This is a genomic window from Blochmannia endosymbiont of Camponotus pudorosus (genome assembly GCF_059934925.1).
The window spans coordinates 326,611-343,151 of record NZ_CP011793.1 but is presented as its reverse complement, the minus strand read 5'-3'; the positions used below and the strand labels follow the sequence as shown (position 1 = coordinate 343,151).

The window sequence follows — 16,541 nt, the reverse complement described above, 5'->3', positions numbered from 1 at the left end:
ATTTATTATATATACTTTATTTTTTAAAAATCAATATAAATCTAAAAATTACTTGTTAAGAACAATTTGACTATTATTTATATGTATAAATAATAGTAAATAAATGCGCTCTATAGGATTCGAACCTATAACTTACGGCTTAGAAGGCCGTTACTCTATCCTTTTGAGTTAAGAGCGCACGCATACATATTATATATTTCTATTAATTTATTATATAACATTTTTAATTCTACTGTTTATATATTACATAATATAATTGTTATAAGTATATAAATACGTTTTTCAAATTAAGTATATAATATATACATATTTTATATGTCATATATCACTGTACTCTATTATACAGGTGTGTTATTAAAAAAATGAATGCTAAATTAATCGACGGTAAATATGTTGCTGAAAAAATTAAACAAAATATTGCTAAACAAGTTTATGAAAATATAAATATGGGAAAACGAGCACCAGGATTAGCAATGCTTTTAATTGGAAATGACCCGATTTCTAAAATTTATGTAACTCATAAAGAAAAAGCATGCAAACAAGTTGGATTTATATCTTTTCTTTATATATTACCTATAACAGCCACTGAAAAAGAAGTATTACAACTCATTAAAACTCTTAATAATGATTATCGTATAGATGGCATTCTAATTCAACTCCCATTACCAAAAAAGTTAAATGATATTAAAATTTTAGAACACATCATTCCTGATAAAGATGTAGACGGATTTCATCCATATAATATAGGTCGATTATGTCAGCGATCTCCTATATTACGACCTTGCACTTCAAAAGGTATCATGACACTATTACAACGATATAATATAGATATGTTTATTTTAGATGCAGTAATAGTTGGCGCATCAAATATTGTTGGCAGACCCATGATGATGGAATTGTTATTGGCAGGATGTACTGTATCTATAACACATAAATTCACACAAAATTTAGAATTGTACATTAAAAATGCTGATTTATTAATTGTCGCAATTGGTAAAGCTAATTTTATCCCTGGAAATTGGATAAAAAAAGGAGCTATAGTGATTGACGTGGGTATCAATAGATTAGATGATGGAAGTATAGTAGGAGATGTACACTTTCCTAGTGCTTATGAACGGGCAGCATATATTACTCCTGTCCCGGGTGGTGTTGGGCCAATGACAGTAGCTACTTTAATTCAAAATACTTTGCAAGCTTATTATAATCATTTATGAATTTTTATCTTATTTATATATAACTAAAATTATAATAAATTAAATTAATTATTAATTAATTTATTAAAATAATACCTATTTTTATTCTTTTTTAAACCAATGATATCTCCAGTTAGTTGTTCCATCGCATTTATCTTCTAATGTTATTCCTATAGTATTTAATTGTGTACGTATTTTATCTGCTAATTTCCATTCTTTTTTTTTACGAGCCTTTTCTCTTATTTGAATTAACTTCTGAATATTTTTCATATCAATAATACTATTATTTCTTGAAGATTGGTATTTCAAATAAATTTCTGGATCTTGATATAATATTCCTAAAATATTTGCACAATATTTTAATTGTGCTGCTAATCTTTGTGCGTGTGCATAACAATTTTTATTCTTTAATTTATTTAATTCATGTGCCATTTCAAAAAGTATTGAATAAACTTCAGGAGTATTAAAATCATCATTCATTTTTTCAATAAATCTTGATATAAAATATTTTTCTTTATCATTGGTAGATTGAATTATTGGATTAACTCCTTGCAAGGAAATATAAAGACGTTCTAATGATAACTGTGCACTCTTCATACTATTATCATTATATTGTAATTGACGTCTGTAATGCGCTGATAATAAAAAATATCGTACAGTTTCAGGATCATATTTTTTCAAAATTTCACGTATAGTAAAAAAATTGTTTAATGATTTTGACATTTTTTCATGCCCTAATGATAATAAACCGACATGCATCCATATATTTGCATAAGAATTAGGATTAATATTATAAGCACAAGCAGATTGAGCTATTTCATTCTCATGATGTGGAAAAATTAAATCCGATCCTCCTCCATGAATATCTATACTCTTCCCAAAAATATCATGACTCATAGCAGAACATTCAATATGCCATCCTGGCCTTCCTTTACCCCAAGGAGCTATCCAGTATGGTTCCATAAATTTAGAAGATTTCCATAGTACAAAATCTTCAGAATTTTTTTTAATTATATTATCATCTGCACATATATTATCGAATTTAATTATTTTTTTTCTATGAGATAGAATTCCATAATTATTAGTAGAATTTATTGAAAACATTACATCACCGTTAAATGTAATATATGCGTATTTTTTCTTTATAAGCAAATGAATGAAATCAATAATTTTATCAATATAATCTGTTACTTTCGGTTCATATTTAGGTCTTAATATATGTAAAGCATCTAAATCTATATACATTTCTTGAATCATACGATTTGTTAATTGTATAATAGTTTCGTGATTTTTAAAGGCTTGATTTATAATTTTATCATCTATATCTGTAATATTGCGAGTATATTCAACTTGATATCCACAATAATTTAAATAACGTACTATCATATCAAATACTACAAATGTTCTAGCATGCCCCAAATGACATAAATCATACACAGTAATACCACAAACATATAATTTTATTTTATTAAAACTAATTGGTTTTAAAATTTCTTTTTTTTTTGTTAAAGTATTAAAAATTTTTAACATAATATTTGTCCATTACTTATAATTTATAAAAATAAAATATCTTATATTATATATAACAATATAATAATGTCATTAATAATATAATATTCAATTAATACTGATAACAGTTAATATATTTTTATATAAGTATATAAATAAACAATAATATATAGACTAATGTAGCTAATAATTTACATCAGTTTAACTTAACCATATAATATAATATTGTTTTAATTTGCAATAAAGAGGGTATTATTACATGTTATCTATTTATAATTTTAAAAAAAGTATGTGTATTATTAAGTAATATGTCAATATTATTGATTGCAGATGTTCATTTGTGTAACGAAAAACCGAAAATTCTTAATGGATTTTTAAATTTTTTACATACTCACGCTACTACAGCACAAGCTCTATATATTTTAGGAGATTTATTTGAAATATGGTTAGGTGATGATCATCAAAATTTAATGTATGCAGATATTGCTAAGAGTTTACAATCATTAAACAAAAAAAAAATTCCATGTTATTTTATTAGAGGTAATCGAGATTTTTTGTTAGGGAAAAAGTATGCTAATTCTTGTGGAATGATTTTACTACCAGATAATCAAATATTAAAATTACCATCAGGTAATAATATAGTTATGTTACATGGAGATAGTTTATGTATATATGATAAATCATATCAACGATTAAAAATGTTTTTGTATAATCGTATAATTCAAAGGTTATTTTTATCTTTGCCTTTATCTTTACGTTTGTGGATTTTTAAAATTGCACGTTCTTATTGCACAAAATATAAACAACACAAATCTAAAAAAAAATTAAATGTTAGCACTCAAAAAGTAATAGATATTTTAATTCAAAACCAAGCACAAATTATGATTCATGGACATACACATCAACCAACTATTCATAATATTTATTTATCTACAGGAAAAAAAAATGGAATTTTATTAAAGCGGATAGTGTTAGGTTGCTGGAATCAATATGGATCAGCAATAAAAATAGATGATAAAAATGGTAAAATAACCTTAATGTGCTTTCCTTTGGATCATTAAAAACTATTTTAAACATTAGTTATATTTAAAATATGTAGCATTTTATATATCGAAATTACTAATATTTTTATTAATCTCTATAAAAAATATCATTAATTCTTATTTAATTTTAAATTAAATAAGAATTAATGATATTGATTAATTCTTTATAGACTGTCCTAATATCTTGATTACTATTAATAATAAAATAATTCATATTGTTTTTTTTTGCTTGTTCTTGATAATACTCTGAAAGTGGAGCAGTATACTTATAATATTCTATTAATCGTTGACGTATTATTTCTTTATTATCATCTTTCCGAACAATTAATTTTTCTCCGGTAAAATCATCTAATCCGGGACGTTTAGGAGGATTATATTTATAATGGTATATTCTACCTGATGGCAAATGAATTTGTCTTCCTGTTACTCGATCAATAATTGCAGAATCTGTCATATGAAATTCTATTACAAAATCGATATAAATATTATTTTGCTGTATTGCTATAGCCTGATTTATTGTTCTAGGAAATCCATCAATTATAAAACCATTTTGACAATCTTTATTTCGTATACGATTAAAAATTAATTTGCTCATTAATTTATCACTTACTAATTTTCCAGAATCTATTACATTCTTAGTATTAGAAAGTATTGAATCTAATTTAAATACATTACATACAAATGATTGTCTTAATATTTCTCCTGAAGAAATATTAGGTATTTTATATAAATTTGCAATTAAATGAGCTTGAGTTCCCTTACCAGACCCAGGAGGACCAAAAAATATAATACGTATCATGATAATTCATCTAAATATGTTTATTAATATTTTTAATAATTTCTATGAAATTATTAATCTTTATAATTTTAATCATTTTAAAATTTAATCCTATTTATATTAAATAAAACTATATTAACTAATAACTAAACGTGTAAACTTGAATAACATTTCAAATAATCACAATTGAATGTCTTAAAAAATTTGAATATCTTCTTCATGAAAATTAGCATCAAAAGAAGATTGAATTATTTTTACATATGGATCAGTTAAAATGTTTTGTTTTAGTTGATTGATTTTATTTATATATAATGAACATAAATACTCTATTGGTGTTTTTTTTAAAAAATCATTATCTGTTGTTATAGATAATTGCATTGGTATTTTAAAAATATTATTTAATTCTGTTTGTATGAAATTATGTAAATCTTTAGAATATAAATATTGAAAACAAGTTAATAAATGTAATCGAATTTTATTACCATCAAATATTTCTCTCCAAGAGCTTAAAAGTAACTGTTTAGCTTCTAATAGAGATAACTGATATATCTGTAATATCCATGGATCAAATTTTACCGCTTGTTGAAATATGTCTTGTATAATAGTGTTTACAGGATTTTTAAAATTTGAATGTAGTCTATAATTTATAGTAGTCGAATTGTCGTTAAATGTCTCAGATATCACTTGTGTTAGTAAATTTTTATTATTTTTTTTTTATATTCTCAGAATCATGTGTAAAAACTTTTATATTAATATTAGAAAATCGTTTTAATATATTTTCTAGTTTTTTCTGAGATTCAACATTTTTATTTAATTCAGATTTAATTTTAATGGATTTATCATAATTTTTATGATAATCAATTAGTTTCGATCGAGCTTTTAATATCTTAGAAGCAGTACTAGAAGAAATTGCTGGTTTAGGAATAACTTTATTATCAGAAATTTCAGTAGTAGAATGATAATGAGATTTATTATTCATACTATCAGAATTATCATGTATCATTTTTTTCAGATTTATATCAAATATTTTAGAATTATCATCATATTTCATTTTTTTTGAATCTATAATATTTTCATTTGCATTACAATCATCAGAAATTGATGGTTTGTTCAGATTAATTTTATCATTAATTGTTATTAATGAATTTAAATGAGTTTTCACTTTTTTTATAGAATGTGTATGATGATTTAAATTATCTGAAAATTTACTAATATCATTTTTATTATTTTTTTTTGATTTTATATTAATTGGAGAAAAAGCTAATGCCCTTAAAACAGTCATTTCTGTTCCTATGCGATAACTAGGTGCATATGGTAATTCTTTTCGACCTAATAAAAAAATTTGATAATATAATTGTACAGTTTCAGGAGATATATGATTACTTAAACTACGCATTCGACTATTAATATTATTTGATTCATTATTATTATATTGTTGCATAGAAAATGAAGCAAATTGATTAATTGCTATTTTTTGAAGAATAGTTAATATTTCAGAAAAAAAATAATCCCAATTTATCCCTAAATTTGAATATTGATCAATTTTATCCATTAAATTATTTATATTACCATAAATTAAATCTTCAATTAAAGATACAGAGCTATCTATATTCAAAATTCCAAGCATATTATTAATAATATCGGTAGTAACACTATTACGATTTCCTAAAATAATTGCTTGCTCTAATAAATTCAAAGCATCTCTCATACTGCCTTTTGCTGAATAAGCTAATAATTCTAATGCGTGTATATCAATAGTAATGTTTTCCTTACCACAAATATACTGAAGTTGTGTCTTAATTTGAGAAATATTTAAAGGTTTTAAATAAAACTGCAAACATCTAGACAATATAGTTTCTGGTAACTTTTGATAGTCAGTAGTGACTAAAATAAATTTTACATGGTGAGGAGGTTCTTCTAGTGTTTTAAGTAATGCATTAAAACTATGTCTGGATAACATATGTACTTCATCAATTAAATACACTTTAAATTGACTTTGAGATGGAGTATATTGTACATCATCTAAAAATTCTCGGGTTTCTTCTACCTTAGATCTAGAAGCTGCATCTATTTCAATAAAATCAATAAAACATCCTGATTCAATGTTCAAGCAATTTTTACATTGACCGCATACATCACTAAATTCAGTTTGAAGTTTACAATTTAATCCTTTTGCAAATAATCGAGCTATAGTAGTTTTTCCAGATCCTCTTGTTCCAGATAATATATAAGCATGATGAATCCTATTTAACTTAAAACTACTTATCATTGCTTTAGTAATATGCGATTGGCCTACCACTTCTGAAAATTTCTTAGGTCTCCATTTTAACGCGAGTACTTTATAAATCATAAAAATTTTCTATAAAATTACTTAATATATGTAAATTATTAATTAATATAAAAATCAAAAATAATATCTTTTTTATTCAGAAAATGCAACTAAACTATAAGAATTAACCCCAATATTTTTTAACAATAATTTGCCTCCTAAATACTCTAAATTTATTATAAATGCAGCATTATGCACTTCTCCTCCTAATCGTCTAATTAATTTTACGGTTGCTTCAATTGTACCCCCAGTGGCAAGTAAATCATCTACGATCAAAACTTTATCTCCTGGTACAATAGAATCTTTATGTATTTCTAAACATCCTGTCCCATATTCTAAAATATATTTTTCATTGATAGTATTACGTGGCAATTTCCCTGCTCTACGTACTGGAATAAAGCCTAATTTTAATATTAAAGCCAAAGGTGCTCCAAATAAAAATCCTCGAGCTTCTATTCCTATTACTTTAGTTAATTGATAATTTTTGTAATGATGAGCTAAAAGAGTAATGCTTGTAGAATATGCATGATGATTTTCAAGTAATGTACTGATATCCCTAAATACAATTCCTTTTTTTGGGTAATTTGGAATAAATTTGATATTATTTTTAATTAACATTAATTGCTGACTTTTAATATTTATCATACCTGTTATCCAATATTTCAAATAATGAGACACAACAAAATTTGTTATATTAAATTACTCAAAATTTTTTAGATATGTATTTCTATAGATATATAGTAGGTCATTATGTTATCTTATATTTTAATATTTTTATATGTATAAAATATATATTATTACAGTATAATAAATTTAAATATTATTAAATTTACTACTATTAATAATAAAGCTTATAAATGAATTCTTAAAAATACTTGCAATATTTTTATAATTATAAGATTAATTTTAGTAATTGACTGATTAAACATTAATAATAACAAAATATTACTTAAAAACAAAAAAAAGACGCTTATTCATTACAGTTTTATTAAAATCTCCAAAATTATTAACAAACAAAATGTTTGTAATTATTAACTTATTCTTAACACTTGGGTTTTAAAAAGAATTTTGTAAGGCTAACCTTAATACTTCATCTATCTGTTTGACTGGATAAATATTTAAATTATTCACAACAACAGCAGGCATATCTTCCAAATCTCGCTTATTTTCATAGGGAATTACAACAGTTTTAATTCCTCCTCTATGCGCTGCTAATAATTTTTCTTTTAAACCTCCAATTGGCAAAACTTGACCTCTTAAAGTAATTTCTCCAGTCATTGCTACACTTGCTTTAACAGAATTCCCGGTTAAACAAGATACTAAAGCGGTGCACATGGCAATTCCAGCACTGGGTCCATCTTTAGGAGTAGCTCCTTCCGGAACATGGACATGAATATCTTTTTTTTCATAAAAATCGGTATTAATTCCTAATTTATCTGCTCGAGCACGCACTACAGTCAAAGCTGCTTGAATAGATTCTTGCATTACCTCTCCTAAAGATCCAGTATAAGTTAACTTTCCTTTTCCAGGAACACAAACTGTCTCAATAGTTAAAAGATCTCCTCCAACTTCAGTCCAAGCTAATCCAGTCGCTTGCCCTATTCTGTTTTCTTGATCAGCTTGAACGCAATCATAACGTTGTATTCCTAAAAAATCTTTTAAATTTTTATCGTCAATAGTGACACAAGTAATATGTTTATTCATTAATACATTTTTTACTGTTTTTCGACACAATTTAGCAATTTCTCTCTCTAAATTGCGTACTCCAGCTTCTCTAGTATAATAACGGATAATACCGATTAAAGCACTATCTTGAATTATTAATTCTCCTGGCTTTAAAGCATTACGTTCTATTTGTTTAGATAATAAATGTTGACGAGCTATATTAAATTTTTCTTCTTCAGTATATCCAGATAATTTAATTACTTCCATTCGATCTAACAAAGGATTAGGAATATTCATAGAATTGGAAGTGGCTACAAACATGACATCAGATAAATCATAATCTACTTCCAAATAATGATCGTTAAAAGCAATATTTTGCTCTGGATCTAACACTTCTAATAAAGCAGATGCAGGATCCCCACGCATATCAAAAGACATTTTATCAATTTCATCTAACAAAAATAAAGGATTCTTAACTCCAACTTTTGACATTTTTTGTATTAATTTTCCAGGCATAGATCCAATATAAGTTCTTCTATGTCCTCTAATTTCTGCTTCATCTCTCATTCCTCCTAAAGCCATACGTATATATTTACGTCCTGTGGCTTTAGCTATAGATTTTCCAAGAGATGTTTTTCCGACTCCTGGAGGACCTACTAAACATAAAATAGGTCCTCTAATTTTATTTATTCTATTTTGAACAGCTAAATACTCTAATATACGATCTTTAACTCGTTTTAACCCATAATGATCTTTATCCAAACTTTCTTGTGCTTTTACAAGATCCTTCTTCATTTTACTTTTAGCATGCCAAGGTACTGATAATACCCAATCAATATATCCTCGGACTACCGTTGCTTCTGAAGACATAGGAGGCATCATTTTTAATTTCTGAAATTCTGATTCTATTTTATTCCGAGTTTCTTTAGGCATTTTAGATGATTCTATTCGTCTTTTTATAGATTCATTTTCATCAATAATATTATCCATATCTCCTAATTCTTTTTGAATAGCTTTTATTTGTTCATTTAAATAATATTCTCGTTGACTTTTCTCCATTTGTTTTTTAACTCGATTGCGAATACGTTTTTCTATTTGTAACAATTCCATTTCAGATTCCATAACTGCTATTAAATATTCCAAACGTTCAGTAATATTGGACATTTCCAATATTGATTGCTTATCATTTAATTTTAGAGGTATATGAGCAGCAACAGTATCTGCTAAACGATCAGCATCATTAATATTATTTAAAGATGTTAATACTTCAGGAGGAATTTTTTTATTAAGTTTAATATATCCTTCAAATTGATGAATGACAGCTCTTATTAGTACTTCTTTTTCTTTTTCATTTAGTTCTATAATTTCAAAATTATCTGCATTAGCTTTAAAATAATTACCAACATCTACTAATTCAATAATACGAGCTCTCATCAATCCTTCCATTAATACCTTAACTGTTCCATCCGGTAATTTTAACATCTGTAATATCATAGATACTGTCCCAACTAAAAACAGATCATTAATACCAGGTTCATCATTAGACGCTTCTTTTTGAGCTACTAACATAACCTTCTTATCCCCATTCATCGCATATTCCAGACATTTTATTGATTTTTCACGACCAACAAACAAAGGAATTACCATATGTGGATAAACTACCACATCACGCAACGGTAACACAGGAATATCTATATGCGTAGATTGCTTAGTATTCATAGAGCAGCTATCCTTTTTAATTTGCGTGAGCAAATTATAAAAATTCAAATACTATTTATTTAGTTGCATTGTGTTTAATTACCAGATATTTAACATATGGGGACATATTAATTATATTCAACTTTTAGTCTCAACTAAAAACAAAATAAAACACACAGCATTATATTATAATAATATAATGCTGTGTGTTTTATTTTATATAATTTTTATTCTTTTAAATTAATTATTATATAAATGGTAAAAATTATTTTTTAAATATCCGCTAAATAAATTTATAAAACATTTTCTATATGTGCTTAATCAATAAATTCGAAAGATTTTTTAATTCTATTTAAATTAAATTCCTGCTATTTTCATAGAATGAATTAATACAGATCCGCAATGAATACTACTTCGAGTTTCAATATCATTACTAATAGCATGAATATTTGAAAACATTTCTCGCAAATTACCGGAAATAGTAACCTCGTTCACTGGATATTGAATTTCACCTTGATTTACCCAAAAACCAGAAACTCCTCTTGAATAATCTCCAGTAACTATATTTACTCCCTGTCCCATAATATTAGTTACAATTAATCCACAATCCATGTTTTTTATTAGTTCTGTAAAAGTAATATTTTGACAAATAACATACCAATTATATATTCCTCCAGAATTTCCAGTGCTTTTTAATCCAAGTTTATGTGCAGAATAAGTATTCAATAACCAACTATTTAAAATACCATTCTTCACAATCAATTTATTTAATGTTTGTACCCCTTCATCATCAAACGGCGCAGAACCTAATTCTTGATAAACATGAGGAATTTCTTTAATAAAAAACCAATCAGGAAAAATTTTTTTTCCTAAATCATTTAATAAAAAAGTTGATTTTTTATAAATATTATTACCATTAATAGCATCAGAAAAATGTTTAAACAAACTTACAGCCACTTCCGAAACAAATAAAACTGGAGATTCTGTTGTATTTATTTTTCTTGAATTTAAATGAGTTAATACCCGTCGAGCACATTCTTCCCCTACCCATTCTGGTGAATGTAGTTTTTCAAAAACTCTACTTAATGTATATGCATACTCTTGTTCCATAGATCCATTACTTTCAGCAATTACATTACAGGATAAAAAATATTGACTACTACTATAACTACTCAACATACCATGACTATTACCACAAACTACGGTAGTAATATGATTACTAAATTTGCCTCCTTCTGTACAAACGATTCTTCGATCATATTTTAAAGCCGTTTTTTCTGCTCTAGATGCAAGCTGAATATTTGATTTAACATCAAAAGCAATCGGATGACATAAATCTAAATCTTTAGGATAAAATGCTAATAATTCTTTATCTGGAATCCTAGAATATAAATCTACAGAGGCACAACAAGCGATATTAACTGCAGCATTAACTAAATTTATTATAGATTGATCATTCAAATTATTTGAAAAGACAGTTCCTTTTTTATGTTTTAAAAATACAGTAATTTTTAATATCTCATTATTATCAAATTCTATGTTCTCAACCTCTCCATAACGAGTACTTACATTAATTCCAGTGGTTTTAACTATAGATACTTCTGATTCTTCAGAGCATTGATTTGTCAATTGTAGAGCTCGATTAGCTATTTTTTTTAAAAAAAAATCATTCTGTTCTATATCATTCATTAAACTCATATCGACCTCTCATTACTATAATGAATAAACTATAAAAGTTGTTATATACAAAACAAAAAAATTCAACAAAATTAGGATGAATGAAGTATTTGTTTTCATCGATAACACTGTTTTGCTAATAAAAAACGAACAATTAAAGAGAATTTAAAAAATTAAATTGTCCCTCCTACAGTAATCTTATTTAACTTTATAGTAGGCTGACCTACACTAACCGGAATATGTTGTCCATTTTTTATGCATATGCCTATACCTGAATCCATAGATAAGTCATTACCTATCATAGAAATATTTCTCATTATTTCAATTCCTGATCCAATCAAAGTAGCACCTTTTATAGGATTACCAATCCGACCTTTTTCTATTAAAAAAGCTTCAGAAGTAGAAAAAACAAATTTTCCTGAAGTGATATCTACTTGTCCTCCTCCAAAATTTGTAGCATATACCCCATAATCAATACTACTAATAATTTCTTCTGGCGTTGATTTACCAGGAAGCATATAAGTATTAGTCATGCGTGGCATAGGTAAAGTTGCATAAGATTCTCTTCTTCCATTCCCTGTAGAACATACTTCCATAAATTTAGCATTTAACTTATCTTGCATATACCCCTGCAACACACCATCTTTAATTAAAATATTATACTGGCCAGGTACCCCTTCATCATCAATCACTAATGATCCTCTAGATAATTCAAAAGTAGCATCATCTACTATAGTGCATAATTCAGAAGCTACTTTTTTACCAATTTTCTGAGAAAAGACAGAACTTCCTTTTCTGTTGAAATCTGCCTCTAATCCATGTCCTACTGCCTCATGTATCAATATTCCTGGCCATCCTGGACCCAATACTACTGCCATGGTCCCAGCAGGAGCTGATATGGATTGAAGATTCATTAAACCCATTTTAACAGCACTTTTAGTCCAATAATCAATGCAAGATTCTCCTTGAACAATATTTTTTAAAAAATAATCATATCCACTTCTTCCACCTCCTCCACTATAACCTTGTTCTATTCTTCCATTATTTTCTACTTGAACCAATATAGACAATCGAATTAATGGTCGTATATCTGCGCTTAAAGTTCCATCAGTAGCAATAATCAAAACTTGCTCATATGTCCCTGATAAATTTGCTTGTACTGCTTTAACATACGAATGCTCACTTCGAGCAATTTTATCTACTCTCATTAATAAATCAATTTTTTCTTCATTAGACATATTAGATAATGGATTTATATTTAAATATGTATTTTTTTTTGCTTTTGTATTAGAAAAAAATGTTCCTGTTCGTTTATTATTGCAAACCACTACATTTTTACAATTATTAGAATTTGTAATATCGATAGCATCACGCATACTACATGTTAAAGAATCTAAAGTTAATTTATTAGTATAAGAAAATCCCGTTTGCTCTCCTATTACTACACGTATTCCAACTCCTTGAGTTATATTATAAGATCCAGATTTAATGATCTTATCTTCTAAAATCCAATTTTCACGGAAACATAATTGAAAATATAAATCTGAATAATCTATACTAATACCATCTGTCATTCCTAATAAATATAAAAGATCATCAATCTTTAATTTGTTAGGAACTAAAATTTGTTGACTAACAAATTCTATACTATTCATAATACCTCTGTTTTATTGGAATAAATAACATAATAATGTTCTGTCAGATTAATCCTAGCACAATACGTACATTATAATAGTGTATAACTATAAATAACACAACTAATTTTCTGTAAAACCAGTTAATTATATTTGTAAACTCTAATAACTCAATTACTTATCATGATAATTTAATTAGTATTAAAATATTTTATTTAATGTAAAACACAATATATTACTTAAATATACTATCAATATATACTTAATTTTTTAGTATAATAATTATTTTTAATTTTTACTTAAAAACGATATATTTTACGCATTAAAAATACTATAATTGGCCATATTATAAAATCTAAAATACAATTCCAAAAAATTTCTGGAGAATACGAAATTTTAATTATTAAAAACTTTATTAAAAATTTAATGCTTTGATTTATTAAAGAAAAAAACAATACCAAAAAAGATTGTTGCCATACAGACATATGACGTAATATGTATGATTTTCGTACAACTAAATAACTAATTATGCTAAAGGATAAAGCATGTGTTCCTATGGTAGAAAAAAATATACAATCTGTTAATATTCCTAATATAAACCCAGTACCTATATTCATTTTATTTGGAAATATAATAATCCAATAAATTAATAGCATCAGAATCCAAGTGGGTTGACAACTCCATGTTGTTATAAACAACATTATACACTGCAGCATTATTGCAATAATAAAAGAACAATAAATTTTCCATATTTTACATTTACATAAATAAAAACTATTCATTATACATTTTTAATTAAATAAAATTTAATAATTATATATTAAATATAATATACTAATGTTAGATATATCTCATATATAGTTATATGAATAAATCCACTAAATTTTATTATAAAGATTTACAATAACAACTATTCCCAGAATAACATGGCATAACGCAAATGTTGAAAATTAACTACAGGTTTAGCTCGAATAACAGTGCAATCTTGTTCTAAATCAAATTTTATATTAGAAACTTGTGCTACTGGACATCCTTCTGGAAAACAACCATCTAATCCAGATGTAATCAATATATCACCAATGCATATATCAGCAGAATTCCCGGAATATTCTGCATATAAATCAGAATGAGGTCCATGGCCCATTAATATCATATGAACGTTATTACTATTATGACGTTTTAACCGTACAGATAAAGCATGCTTAGGATCAAAAATTAATAAAACTCGACTACTAGTATTATTAACTGAAATTACTTGGCCTATTACTCCTAAATCAGAAATAACAGGTTGGCCAATATATATATTTTTATTTATGCCTTGATTAATTATTGCTTGTGTATTATTAGGTTCTGCATTCAAAAAAATTATTTTAGTAATTAATTTACGTTTCTCCTGATACACAGGAGAATTAAGTAATGCATGCAATTTGCAATTTTCTTGTTTATACCAATCCATCAATAATAATTCACTGTTTTTCAGGAACAATTCTTTTTTTAATTTATCATTTTCTGCAATTAATTCTTTATATTCTATCAATGCTTTTATTATAAAATGCAGTATATAAGTTGGTTTATCACATAAATAATAAAATAAATAAATATAATTTGTTATATAATTTCTAAATGATAAAAAAACATTAAATTTATTATCAGTAATTACCATTGTGACTGATGTTAATATCGCTATAACTAAACGTAATTCTAAATAAGGAATCTTCTTAACGATTTTACTATAAAACACAACACCATACCTATAATGATATAATTCCTGTTAATTCAAAAATTATATATACATATATAAAACATTATAAATATTACAACTAAATAAAAATTATTAAATAATTTTTATTCTTCACTCAATAAATCTTTACCATGAAGATCTATCATATCTAGCGCTTTACCTCCTCCACGAGCAACACAAGTTAAAGGATCTTCTGCTATAACTACAGGAATACTAGTTTCTTTAAGTAATAATCGATCAATATTTTTTAATAATGCTCCTCCTCCAGTTAATACCATTCCATATTCAGAAATATCAGAAGCCAATTCCGGAGGACATTGTTCCAAAGCGGCCATGACAGCGCTAACAATACCGGTTAATGGTTCCTGTAATGCTTCTAAAATTTCATGATTATTTAATGTAAAACTTTTTGGTATGCCTTCTGCCAAATTTCGTCCACGCACTTCTATTTCCCGAAGTTCTTCATCTAAATAAGCAGATCCTATAGTATGTTTTATTCTTTCTGAAGTTACTTCTCCGATTAAAGATCCATAATGACGACGCACATAACTAATTATTGATTCATCAAAACGATCTCCACCAATTCTTACAGAAGATGAATATACAACCCCATTTAATGAAATTACAGCAACTTCAGTAGTACCTCCTCCAATATCTACTACCATAGATCCAGTGGCTTCAGACACTGGAAGACCAGCTCCTATAGCTGCTGCCATAGGTTCTTCTATTAAAAAAACTTCACGAGCTCCTGCTCCCTGTGCAGATTCACGAATTGCTCTACGTTCAACTTGAGTTGCGCCAACTGGAACACATACCAGTACTCTTGGGCTAGGTCGCATAAAACTGTTACTATGCACTTTCTTTATGAAATGTTGTAACATTTTTTCAGTAACAAAAAAATCAGCAATTACTCCATCTTTCATAGGGCGTATAGCGACTATATTGCCTGGAGTACGGCCTAACATTTGTTTTGCTGCATAACCAACAGCTGCTACACTTTTTGGAATTCCTCCACGATCTTGACGAATAGCAACAACAGAAGGCTCATTTAACACAATTCCTTGCCCCTTTAAATAAATCAGAGTGTTTGCTGTTCCTAAATCAATAGATAAATCACTTGAGAAAATACCTCTAAATTTTTTAAACATATCTATATTAAAAAATATCGTCGACTTTAATAAAATTAAACAATTATAAAATAATTCTTATATCAAATATCTCAACTTATATGTACCCCATTACTCTTTCATTACAAAGAAAAGCTCTATATTTTA

General features: G+C 26.4%; 13 protein-coding genes and 1 tRNA gene. 2 read left to right on the top strand and 12 right to left on the bottom strand.

Annotated features, from left to right (window positions below; genetic code table 11):
• Positions 1-104 precede the first annotated feature (104 nt).
• Positions 105-178, bottom strand: a tRNA-Arg gene (locus tag Bpudo544_RS01550).
• Between the two features lie 184 nt (positions 179-362).
• Here Bpudo544_RS01550 and folD point away from each other — a divergent pair.
• Complete coding sequence (gene folD, locus Bpudo544_RS01545; protein WP_500825589.1) at positions 363-1,214, top strand: bifunctional methylenetetrahydrofolate dehydrogenase/methenyltetrahydrofolate cyclohydrolase FolD; 852 nt, start codon at positions 363-365, stop codon at positions 1,212-1,214.
• 81 nt (positions 1,215-1,295) lie between these two features.
• On the opposite strand, the gene cysS is transcribed toward folD, so the two are convergent.
• Complete coding sequence (gene cysS / locus Bpudo544_RS01540) at positions 1,296-2,723, bottom strand: cysteine--tRNA ligase (RefSeq protein WP_500825587.1); 1,428 nt, start codon at positions 2,721-2,723, stop codon at positions 1,296-1,298.
• Positions 2,724-3,010: 287 nt separating this feature from the next.
• On the opposite strand from cysS, the gene Bpudo544_RS01535 reads away from it, so the two are divergent.
• The gene (locus Bpudo544_RS01535) at positions 3,011-3,763 is read left to right on the top strand and encodes a UDP-2,3-diacylglucosamine diphosphatase (protein WP_500825585.1); all 753 of its coding nucleotides are present in this window, start codon (positions 3,011-3,013) and stop codon (positions 3,761-3,763) included.
• Positions 3,764-3,872: 109 nt separating this feature from the next.
• On the opposite strand, the gene Bpudo544_RS01530 is transcribed toward Bpudo544_RS01535, so the two are convergent.
• The 10 genes from Bpudo544_RS01530 to Bpudo544_RS01485 form a co-directional block, all read right to left on the bottom strand.
• A complete protein-coding gene (locus tag Bpudo544_RS01530) occupies positions 3,873-4,544 on the bottom strand; it encodes an adenylate kinase family protein (RefSeq protein WP_500825583.1) in 672 nt (223 codons plus the stop codon).
• 174 nt (positions 4,545-4,718) lie between these two features.
• Positions 4,719-5,207 carry a DNA polymerase III subunit gamma/tau C-terminal domain-containing protein gene (locus Bpudo544_RS01525; protein ID WP_500825582.1) on the bottom strand — a complete coding sequence of 163 codons (489 nt, stop codon included), beginning with the start codon at positions 5,205-5,207 and terminating at the stop codon, positions 4,719-4,721.
• Positions 5,208-5,226: 19 nt separating this feature from the next.
• Positions 5,227-6,873 carry a DNA polymerase III subunit gamma/tau gene (gene dnaX / locus Bpudo544_RS01520; protein ID WP_500825581.1) on the bottom strand — a complete coding sequence of 549 codons (1,647 nt, stop codon included), beginning with the start codon at positions 6,871-6,873 and terminating at the stop codon, positions 5,227-5,229.
• Between the two features lie 72 nt (positions 6,874-6,945).
• Entirely contained in the window at positions 6,946-7,497 is a 552-nt protein-coding gene (gene apt, locus Bpudo544_RS01515) for an adenine phosphoribosyltransferase (RefSeq protein ID WP_500825580.1), read from the bottom strand.
• A gap of 411 nt (positions 7,498-7,908) precedes the next feature.
• Positions 7,909-10,236, bottom strand: a complete 2,328-nt coding sequence (gene lon / locus Bpudo544_RS01510; RefSeq protein ID WP_500825579.1) for an endopeptidase La — start codon at positions 10,234-10,236, stop codon at positions 7,909-7,911.
• A 336-nt stretch (positions 10,237-10,572) separates the two neighbouring features.
• A complete protein-coding gene (pmbA, locus tag Bpudo544_RS01505) occupies positions 10,573-11,913 on the bottom strand; it encodes a metalloprotease PmbA (protein ID WP_500825578.1) in 1,341 nt (446 codons plus the stop codon).
• A 152-nt stretch (positions 11,914-12,065) separates the two neighbouring features.
• Positions 12,066-13,547: a metalloprotease TldD gene (tldD, locus tag Bpudo544_RS01500; protein ID WP_500825577.1), complete on the bottom strand. Its 1,482-nt coding sequence runs from the start codon at positions 13,545-13,547 to the stop codon at positions 12,066-12,068.
• 278 nt (positions 13,548-13,825) lie between these two features.
• Entirely contained in the window at positions 13,826-14,308 is a 483-nt protein-coding gene (gene mreD / locus Bpudo544_RS01495) for a rod shape-determining protein MreD (protein ID WP_500825576.1), read from the bottom strand.
• A gap of 128 nt (positions 14,309-14,436) precedes the next feature.
• Positions 14,437-15,267, bottom strand: a complete 831-nt coding sequence (gene mreC / locus Bpudo544_RS01490; protein WP_500825575.1) for a rod shape-determining protein MreC — start codon at positions 15,265-15,267, stop codon at positions 14,437-14,439.
• 104 nt (positions 15,268-15,371) lie between these two features.
• A complete protein-coding gene (locus Bpudo544_RS01485) occupies positions 15,372-16,415 on the bottom strand; it encodes a rod shape-determining protein (RefSeq protein WP_500825574.1) in 1,044 nt (347 codons plus the stop codon).
• Positions 16,416-16,541 lie beyond the last annotated feature (126 nt).

Excerpts from the sequence above, each read along its gene's own strand:
- folD (WP_500825589.1), top strand. The coding sequence starts at position 363 with ATGAATGCTAAATTAATCGACGGTAAATATGTTGCTGAAAAAATTAAA.
- cysS (WP_500825587.1), bottom strand. The coding sequence starts at position 2,723 with ATGTTAAAAATTTTTAATACTTTAACAAAAAAAAAAGAAATTTTAAAA.
- Bpudo544_RS01535 (WP_500825585.1), top strand. The coding sequence starts at position 3,011 with ATGTCAATATTATTGATTGCAGATGTTCATTTGTGTAACGAAAAACCG.
- Bpudo544_RS01530 (WP_500825583.1), bottom strand. The coding sequence starts at position 4,544 with ATGATACGTATTATATTTTTTGGTCCTCCTGGGTCTGGTAAGGGAACT.
- dnaX (WP_500825581.1), bottom strand. The coding sequence starts at position 6,873 with ATGATTTATAAAGTACTCGCGTTAAAATGGAGACCTAAGAAATTTTCA.
- apt (WP_500825580.1), bottom strand. The coding sequence starts at position 7,497 with ATGATAAATATTAAAAGTCAGCAATTAATGTTAATTAAAAATAATATC.
- lon (WP_500825579.1), bottom strand. The coding sequence starts at position 10,236 with ATGAATACTAAGCAATCTACGCATATAGATATTCCTGTGTTACCGTTG.
- pmbA (WP_500825578.1), bottom strand. The coding sequence starts at position 11,913 with ATGAGTTTAATGAATGATATAGAACAGAATGATTTTTTTTTAAAAAAA.
- tldD (WP_500825577.1), bottom strand. The coding sequence starts at position 13,547 with ATGAATAGTATAGAATTTGTTAGTCAACAAATTTTAGTTCCTAACAAA.
- mreD (WP_500825576.1), bottom strand. The coding sequence starts at position 14,308 with ATGAATAGTTTTTATTTATGTAAATGTAAAATATGGAAAATTTATTGT.
- Bpudo544_RS01485 (WP_500825574.1), bottom strand. The coding sequence starts at position 16,415 with ATGTTTAAAAAATTTAGAGGTATTTTCTCAAGTGATTTATCTATTGAT.